Source organism: Streptomyces sp. NPDC096040 (assembly GCF_040303265.1).
GTDB lineage: Bacteria > Actinomycetota > Actinomycetes > Streptomycetales > Streptomycetaceae > Streptomyces.
Map to the genome: position 1 here is coordinate 1 of NZ_JBEOTA010000074.1, position 8,228 is coordinate 8,228.

The 8,228-nt window shown below is 71.5% G+C and carries 8 protein-coding genes and 1 pseudogene; 4 read left to right on the top strand and 5 right to left on the bottom strand.

What is annotated here, in order from left to right; all coding sequences use genetic code 11:
• Nucleotides 1-96: 96 nt before the first annotated feature.
• A pseudogene (locus tag ABTY98_RS41720) lies at nt 97-336 on the top strand (LysR substrate-binding domain-containing protein); the annotation flags it as partial.
• 11 nt (nt 337-347) lie between these two features.
• Here the strand turns inward: ABTY98_RS41720 and ABTY98_RS41725 are convergent.
• Nucleotides 348-1,040: a TetR/AcrR family transcriptional regulator gene (locus ABTY98_RS41725; protein ID WP_352226397.1), complete on the bottom strand. Its 693-nt coding sequence runs from the start codon at nt 1,038-1,040 to the stop codon at nt 348-350.
• 150 nt (nt 1,041-1,190) lie between these two features.
• On the opposite strand from ABTY98_RS41725, the gene ABTY98_RS41730 reads away from it, so the two are divergent.
• Nucleotides 1,191-2,405: a saccharopine dehydrogenase family protein gene (locus ABTY98_RS41730; RefSeq protein WP_352226398.1), complete on the top strand. Its 1,215-nt coding sequence runs from the start codon at nt 1,191-1,193 to the stop codon at nt 2,403-2,405.
• A 111-nt stretch (nt 2,406-2,516) separates the two neighbouring features.
• Nucleotides 2,517-2,771 carry a WhiB family transcriptional regulator gene (locus ABTY98_RS41735; protein WP_352226399.1) on the top strand — a complete coding sequence of 85 codons (255 nt, stop codon included), beginning with the start codon at nt 2,517-2,519 and terminating at the stop codon, nt 2,769-2,771.
• Here ABTY98_RS41735 and ABTY98_RS41740 read toward each other — a convergent pair.
• The 4 genes from ABTY98_RS41740 to ABTY98_RS41755 form a co-directional block, all read right to left on the bottom strand.
• A complete protein-coding gene (locus tag ABTY98_RS41740; RefSeq protein ID WP_352226400.1) occupies nt 2,764-4,623 on the bottom strand; it encodes a HAMP domain-containing sensor histidine kinase in 1,860 nt (619 codons plus the stop codon). The genes ABTY98_RS41735 and ABTY98_RS41740 overlap by 8 nt on opposite strands.
• Nucleotides 4,620-5,318: a response regulator transcription factor gene (locus ABTY98_RS41745; protein WP_352226401.1), complete on the bottom strand. Its 699-nt coding sequence runs from the start codon at nt 5,316-5,318 to the stop codon at nt 4,620-4,622. Before ABTY98_RS41745 ends, ABTY98_RS41740 begins: the two co-directional genes overlap by 4 nt.
• Nucleotides 5,319-5,349: 31 nt before the next feature.
• Nucleotides 5,350-6,090 carry a L,D-transpeptidase family protein gene (locus ABTY98_RS41750; protein WP_352226402.1) on the bottom strand — a complete coding sequence of 247 codons (741 nt, stop codon included), beginning with the start codon at nt 6,088-6,090 and terminating at the stop codon, nt 5,350-5,352.
• 121 nt (nt 6,091-6,211) lie between these two features.
• The gene (locus ABTY98_RS41755) at nt 6,212-7,615 is read right to left on the bottom strand and encodes a M1 family metallopeptidase (RefSeq protein WP_352226403.1); all 1,404 of its coding nucleotides are present in this window, start codon (nt 7,613-7,615) and stop codon (nt 6,212-6,214) included.
• A gap of 173 nt (nt 7,616-7,788) precedes the next feature.
• Here ABTY98_RS41755 and ABTY98_RS41760 point away from each other — a divergent pair, with 173 nt between their 5' ends.
• Complete coding sequence (locus tag ABTY98_RS41760) at nt 7,789-8,139, top strand: DUF488 domain-containing protein (protein WP_352226404.1); 351 nt, start codon at nt 7,789-7,791, stop codon at nt 8,137-8,139.
• The last annotated feature ends 89 nt before the right edge of the window (nt 8,140-8,228 follow it).

Here is an 8,228-nt window from a genome sequence, read left to right on the forward strand (position 1 = left end):
CCGCATCACCCCCACGGCCGCACGACAGGACAACAGCCGCACGGACGATCATCCCGCGCCCACCGTCACCCCGCACGGAATTGAGCAGCAGAGTCTCACATGCCGACGTCCGAGGGGTTCGTGGACGCCGTGACGGCTGGGCTGGGGTGGGGCATGGTGCCGGAGGTGCAGGCGGAACCGCGGTTGCGGGAGGGGAGATTGGTGCGGCTCGGTGGGCGGGAGTTGTGGGTCGACGTGCCGCTGTACTGGCAGCAGTGGAAGCTGGATTCGCCGGCTCTGGGGGCGGTGGCGGAGGCGGTGGTGAGTACGGCGAGTGGTGCGTTGCGCCAGCCGTAGGGGCGGCGCGTTCACAAGGACCGTTCTGCACTGGTCAGGAGCATCTCCAGTGCCGTCGGGTATGCGCTGGTCACCATCCTCTTCGCCAGCAGCGGGGCCGCTTCCGCGATGCGCGGATGAGTCGTGGGCGACAGCTGGGCGTACGTCGAGTTCCACTTGGCCTCGTCCGCTCGCAGGGAGTCCTGGGGCAGGGCCAGGGATGCCGCGTCCAGGGCGGCGAAGGCCAGGGTCTGGTCGATGAAGGCGTGGTAGATGCGGACCGTCTCCGGCAGCGGGAAGCCCGCCGTGCGCAGGACGTCCAGGATCGCCTCGTCCGCCGCCAGCTCCTGCGCCCGGCCCGTCACCCGGTTCGCCGTCAGCAGGGCCGCCTGCGGGTGGGCCACGTACTCCGCGTGGATGCGCAGGCCGATCGTGCGCAGGTCGGCGCGCCACTCCCCCGTCGGCGCCCAGCCGGCCAGTGCCTGCCCGATCAGCGCGTCGCCGATGGCCAGGGTCAGGTCGTCCATGCCCCGGAAGTAGCGGTAGAGGGTGCTGGGGTCGCAGTCGAGGGCCAGGCCCAGGCGGCGGGCGGTGAGGCCCGCGCTGCCGTGCTCGCGCAGCAGCCGCAGGGCGGTCGCCACGATCAGCGGCTCGGAGAGCACCGTGCCGCCGCGGGTGGGCCGGCGCCGGCGGCGCTTCTCCTCCGGTACGACCGGTTTGGGCATCGGGTACTCCCAGGATTCTCACGGCGAAAACGGTCTTGCGCCGACGATTCTTATGCCAACGCCATTGACCTTATGACAGGGCACGGCGTTTGATTCCGGCCGGGCGCCCCGTACTCGACCTCGCACACTGTTCGAGAAGGAGATTCCGCCATGCGCGTACTGCTCGTGGGAGCCGGTGGTGTGGGCACCGCCGTCACCCGGATCGCGGCCCGTCGCCCGTTCTTCGAGGTGATGGTGGTCGCCGACTACGACCCGGCCCGGGCCGAGGCGGCCGTGGCCGCCGTCGGCGACGACCGGTTCCTCGCCGAGCGGGTCGACGCCGGTGACGAGGCGGCCGTGGTCGGCCTGCTGGCCCGGTACCGCTGTGACGTGCTGCTCAACGCCACCGACCCGCGCTTCGTGATGCCGCTGTTCCGGGCCGCCCGCCAGGCCGGCGCCGGGTACCTCGACATGGCGATGTCGCTGTCCCGGCCGCACGCCGAACGGCCGTACGAGGAGTGCGGGGTGAAGCTGGGCGACGAGCAGTTCGCACGGGCCGAGGAGTGGGACAGGGCGGGCGCGCTGGCGCTCGTCGGGATGGGCGTGGAGCCGGGGCTCTCGGACGTGTTCGCGCGGTACGCGGCGGACGAGCTCTTCGACGAGATCGAGGAGATCGGCATCCGTGACGGCGCCGACCTGACGGTGGACGGTCACGACTTCGCGCCCTCCTTCAGCATCTGGACCACGATCGAGGAGTGCCTCAACCCGCCCGTGGTGTACGAGAAGGAGCGCGGCTGGTTCACCACCGCCCCCTTCAGCGAGCCGGAGGTGTTCGACTTCCCGGAGGGGATCGGGCCGGTCGAGTGCGTCAACGTCGAGCACGAGGAGGTGCTGCTCGTCCCCCGCTGGGTGGACGCGCGGCGGGTCACCTTCAAGTACGGGCTCGGCCGCGAGTTCATCGACACGCTCAAGACCCTGCACCTGCTCGGGCTGGACAGGACCGCCCCGGTGACCGTGCCCGGCACCGACGGCCCGGTCGCGGTCTCGCCGCGGGACGTGGTCGCCGCCTCGCTGCCCGACCCGGCGACGTTGGGCGACCGGATGCGCGGCAAGACCTGTGCGGGCACCTGGGTGCGCGGGGTCAAGGACGGGCAGCCACGCGAGGTGTATCTCTACCACGTTGTCGACAACGAGTGGTCCATGGCGGAGTACGGTAGTCAGGCTGTGGTGTGGCAGACGGCCCTCAACCCTGTCGTCGCCCTCGAACTCCTGGCCACCGGCGCGTGGTCGGGCTCGGGCGTCCTAGGCCCGGAGGCGTTCCCGGCCCGCCCGTTCCTCGACCTGCTGACCGAGTACGGCTCGCCCTGGGGCCTGCGCGAGCAGTGACCGTCCGCGATTTCCTGGGGACTTGGCCGTTTCGGCCGCGCCCGCTCCGGTGACCCGAACCGGAGCACGCACACGAAACGGCAGAGCCGACTTGGATCGCAGGTGACTTCGATGGACGACTGGCGAGACCACGCCGAGTGCCGCGACGAGGACCCCGACCTCTTCTTCCCGGTCGGTACCACCGGCCCGTCGCTGCACCAGACACGGCGCGCGAAGGCTGTCTGTGAGCGCTGCCCGGTCCGGGAGCCGTGCCTGCGCTGGGCAATGGAGAACGGGCAGGCCGTCGGCATCTGGGGCGGTACGACCGAGGCGGAGCGCCGGCTGCTGGCCCGGCGCCGGCAGAAGGCCGCGCGCCGGCTCAGCTGACGTCGGCCGGCGCCTCGGCGGCCGGCAGTCGCAGGGTGAACTCGGCGCCCTTGCCCGGTTCGCTCGCGGCCTCGACGGTCCCGTCGTGGGCGGCGACCAGGTGGCGCACGATCGGGAGGCCGAGCCCACTGCCCCCGGTGCGGCGGCTGCGGGACTTCTCCGCGCGCCAGAACCGTTCGAAGACGTGCGGCAGATCGTCGGGGGCGATGCCCTTGCCGGTGTCGGTGACGGTGAGCACGACCTCGGCGCCGTCCCGGCGGGCGGCCAGGGTCACCGTTCCGTCGCCGGGGGTGTGCCGGATGGCGTTGGAGACCAGGTTGCCCAGCGCCTGCCGCATCCGCACCGGGTCGGCGTCGAGCCAGGCGGTGGCGTCCGCGTCGGTCAGCAGGGTGACCCCGGCCGCGTCGGCGGCCACCCGGTGGGCGGCGGCGACCTGGTCGAACAGGTCGGCGGCGCGGACCGGTTCGCGGTGCATGCGCAGGGTGCCGGCGTCGGCGGCCGCGAGGTCCTGGAGGTCGTCGATGATCCGCTGGAGGAGCAGCGCCTCCTCGTGCAGCGAGGCCAGGAGAGCCGGGTCGGGGTCGACCACGCCGTCCCGGGTGACCTCCAGCCAGCCCCGGATGTTGGTGAGCGGGCTGCGCAGTTCATGGGCGATGTCACTGACCATGGCCTTGCGCTGTTCCTCAAGGCGCTCCCGCCGCTCGGTGAGGTCGTTGAACGCCTCGGCCAGCAGCCCGATCTCGTCACGGGTCCGCACCGGCGCCCGCGCGTGCAGTTCGGGCGGCTGCTGGGCGGCGGCCGTGAGCGCCCGCAGCGGCCGTACCAGGCGGGTGGCGACCACCGCGGTGACCGCGACCGTGACGGCGAGGACCAGGCCGGCCACGCCGACGATCCTGGCCTTGTTGGCCGGGGACATGTCGAAGCGGGGTGCGGTCTTGTCGCCGAAACCGAGGAAGAGTTCGGCGGCCGGGGCGACATACGGTTCGAGCTGGGTGCGCCGGGCGTTGGTGACGCAGTTCTTCGCCGTCTGGTCCATCTCCCGCTTGACGTCCTTCCCGGTGACGAGGAAGCCGCCGGAGACCGGGTTGCGTCCGGTGGTGTCGTAGGTGAGGGAGAGCGGGCCGCCGAGATCCATGTCATTGGCCTTGAGACAGGGGCGGGCCAGTTCCGTCAGCGCGGTGAGGGCCTTGGTCTCGGTGGGGGTCGGGAAGTCGAGCGCGTCGCTCGTCCCGCTGGTCGGCGTGCCGAAGACGTTGCCGCACCCGGCCTTGAGGTACAGGACGGTGTCCGTCCCGTCGTCGACGACGACATAGGGTCGCCCGCTCGGGGTGTGCTGGACGGTGGTCCGGGCGCCGACGCGGTCGAAGCACCCCTGCTCGTTCGTCGCGACCGCGTCCAGCTTCTCGCGCTCGATCGCGGCCAGCCGGAACGGACCCACCGCGCGCGGGTCGATGCCGCTGAGCTGGGCGCCGAACTCGGTGTAGGTGTCGGTGTGCAGGGGGTCCACGGCGGCCGCGGGCCGCGGTGGCAGCGGGGTGTCGTGGGGCGCCGAGTCGGCGATCAGGGTGCGGTCCGCGGTGGTCAGGGCGATCCTGCGGCCGGTCTTCGCGGCCAGCGCGCGGACTGTGCGCTGCACCCCGGTCCAGTCGGGATGGTCGGCGGCGTACCCGCTGAGCTGAGCGAGGATCTTGTTGTCGGCCGCGAGGTCCTGCCCCTGCGCCTCCTCCAGCGCGCTGGTGGTGGTCGTCACCGCGAGCCAGGCGGTGGCCGCCACCGAGCACACGGCGAACAGCACCGAGGCGAACAGCAGCCGTACGAGCAGCCGTTCGCGCCACGGTATCCGGGCCTTCACGGACGGCCGCCGCTCAGCTTGTAGCCGACGCCGAAGACGGTCAGCAGCCGCACCGGCCGACGGGGATCGGCCTCGATCTTCCGGCGCAGGTTCATCACATGGACGTCGACGGCCCGTTCGGTGGAGGCCCGGTCGAAACCGCGGGTGCACTGCAGCAGCTGCCGCCGGGTGAACACGCGGTGGGGCTCCCCGGCCATGGCGAGCAGGATCTGGAACTCGGCCGGGGTCACCTCCACCGGCACCCCGTCGCAGCGCACCTCGTGCCGCACGGGATCGACGCTGATCCCGGCGGCGGTCACGGCAGGCTCCTCCCGTGCCGCGGCAGCCCGCCCGCTCCGCCGCAGGATCGTCCGGATCCGGGCCATCAACTCGCGTGGACTGTACGGCTTGGTCATGTAGTCGTCGGCGCCCAGCTCCAGGCCGAGCAGCACGTCGTCCTCCTCGGACCGGGCGGTGAGCATCAGCACCGGGATCTCCGGGTCGCCGCCGCGCAGCACCCGGCACACGCCGAAGCCGTCGATCACCGGCAGCATCAGGTCCAGGACCACCAGGTCGGGTCCGAGCCTGCGCGCCGCGTCCAGTGCGGCGGCGCCGTCGTGGACCACGGTCGCGGTATGGCCTTCGGCCAGCAGGGAGCGCCGGATCAGCTCGGCCTGCATCTCGTCGTCCTCGGCGACCAGCACATGTGCGCACACAGGTTCGGATCCTAAGCGGAGTTCCGGGGGCCTACCGGGCGAGCCAGTCGGCGTACCCCATGACGACGACCGGATGCCGGTCCGGGTCCAGGGTGCGCAGCAGTTCCTTCATGTGCGCCTTGGCGACACTGACACAGGCGTGGGTCGGACCGCCGTGGTCGACATGCAGCCAGACGCCGCCGCCGCGCCCGGCGCCCATGGGACGGGTCCAGTCGAGGGGCGAAGTGCCCGGCTCGCGGTTGTAGTTGATGGCGACGACGTAGTCGAAGGAGCCTTCCAGCGGCTCGCCCTCGAAGCCGGTGCCGGGCGAGTGGAAGCCGTACGACTGGTGGTACGGCAGCTTGCTCCCGGGGTCGGAGAGCAGGCCTCCGGCGTCGGTGAGCCCGTACACGCCGACGGGTGAGCGAAGGTCTCCGGCCATGTGATGCTCGCTCCAGCCGTCCTTGCCGTTGTGCGCGGGCCAACTCGCACCGGGCTGCCAGACACTGTCGTCGCGCTCGTAGAGGACGACGGTGGAGACGGGCGAGTCCTTGCCCCGGCCCCTGGCGACGACCACCTGCTCGGCCCGCCCGGGTATCGCGGCCGAGGTCCGCGGTCCCAGCCCCGGTATGCCGGTGGGCCGCGGGCTGCCGCTCTCGGGTGTGGGGGCAGCCGTCGTCCGCGCCGGCCGGTCGTCGTCCGACCGGCTCGGCGCGGCCTCGGCGCCACCCCCGCACCCCGAGAGCAGGAGGGGGGAGGCGAGGAGGGCGACAGCTGTTCTGCGATGGATCATGAGACCGACTCTGGCCGACATTTGTAAGAAACTCGTCAGCTTCGCATCCCCGTTGGCTGGAGCGCCCCGAAGGGGCGCGGGGAACTGCGCGAGCAACCCCCCACATCCCGCACCCGAACCACTACGGCTTGCCCTTCTTGTACAACCACGTCCGGAACAACGAACCGAGATCCTGCCCCGACTGCCCTTCCGCGAGCTTCACAAACTCCGCAGTTGTCCCGTGCCCGTACCGGTGCTCACTCGCCCAGGCCCGCAGGATCCGGAAGAACACCGGATCCCCCACGGCCTTCCGCAGCTCGTGCAACGCCATCGCACCCCGCGCGTACACCGGCGTGCCGAAGATGTTCGCCCCCTTCCCCGGGTTCCCGGGCGGGTACGCCCACAACTCGTCGCTCGCCGGCTTGGCGTTCAGCGCGTCGAAGGTCTTCTGCGCGCTGTCGCCGCCATGTTGCTCGCTGTAGAGCCACTCGGTGTACGTCGCGAAGCCCTCGTTGAGCCAGATGTCCTTCCAGGCGGTGAGGGAGACGGAGTCGCCGAACCACTGGTGGGCGTTCTCGTGCACCAGCGTGCTGAGGTCGGGCGCGGAGTCGTAGACAGGCCGGCTCTGTGTCTCCAGGGCGTAGCCGACGTTCGGCGCGTGGTCGACGATCGCCCCGGCCGCACGGAAGGGGTACGGCCCGAACAGCCTGCTCTCCCACTCCAGGACCGACGGCAGCTTCTTCAGCACGGCCGCAGAGCCGCTGGCCTCATGCGGGTCGACCGCGTTGTACACCTTGATCCCGTCCCGGGTGGTGTACTGCTCGACCTTGAACGTGCCGACGGTGGCGGTGGCCAGGTACGCGGCCATCGGCTCGCTCTGCCGCCAGCGGAAGGTGGTGCGGCCGCCGGCGGTGTGCTGCCCGAGGAGGACTCCGTTGGCGACGGCGGTGCGGCCCTTGGGGACGGTGATCGTGAAGTCGTACGACGACTTGTCCTTGGGGTGGCTGTTCGCCGGGAACCAGGTCATCGCGCCCTGCGGCTCGCCGGCGACGAACGCGCCGTCGTCGGTGCGGATCCAGCCGTCGGCCGAACCGTCGGGGTCGGTGACCTGCTTGGGGGTGCCGTTGTAGGTGACGGCGACCCGGAACTCCCGGCCCTTCGCGAGTGCGTGCGCCGGCGTGACGACGAGTTCCTGCCCGCTGCGGCTGAAGCGGGCGGTCCGGCCGTCGACCGTCACCCGGGTGACCTTCAGGCCCTTGAGGTCGAGGTCGAAGCGGGTGAGCTTCTGGGTGGCGCGGGCGGTGAGGACGGCCTTGCCGTCGAGATGGCCGGAGGAGGTGTCGTAACGGAGCGTCAGGTCGTAGTGGCCGACGTGGTAGCCGCCGTTGCCACTGAGCGGGAAGTAGGGGTCGCCCGCGCCCGCGGCGCCGATCGTGCTCGCCGAGGCCGGTCCGGCGGCGGCGAGCAGGGCCGCCACGGCGACCGGGACGGTGCCGAGGACGGCCTCACGGCGGAGGACTGCGATACGTCTGCTTGCGCCCTGCACATGGGCTCCTTCGGGGGGTGGCCGGTGATCAATGGCCCACAGACTAGGCGCGCGGGCGTCCGCGATTCTGCCTCATTCCGGTCAAGCTGCGCCGCGTCGGCAGCCGGTGGTGCGGACCCGCCGCATACGCTCACGGCACCGACATCACCACCGAGCCGGGGAGGTGCCCGACCATGAGCGTGCGCGTCCGCAGGATCTATGAACCGCCCGAGCCTCAGGACGGTGTGCGGGTCCTGGTGGACCGGCTGTGGCCGCGCGGGCTGTCGAAGGCGGACGCGCGGGTGGACGAGTGGCCCAAGGGGCTGACGCCGTCGAACGAGCTGCGCCGTTGGTACCACGCGGGCGAGGGGTCGTACGACGAGTTCGCTGACCGCTACGAGGCGGAGCTGACCGCTCCCGAGGCCGCCGAACTCCTCGACGGCCTACGGGATACGGCCCGCAGGGGCCCGGTGACCCTGGTCACCGCGTCCAGGACTCCGCAGCAGAGCCACGCCACCGTACTGGCGCGGCTCCTCACCGCCTAGAAGGCTGCTGAAAATCTTGTTGTTGGGGCTGTCCGGCCGTGGGCCGGGCGGCCCTTTTCGCTATGCGGTGGCTGGGGTGAGGTGCCAGG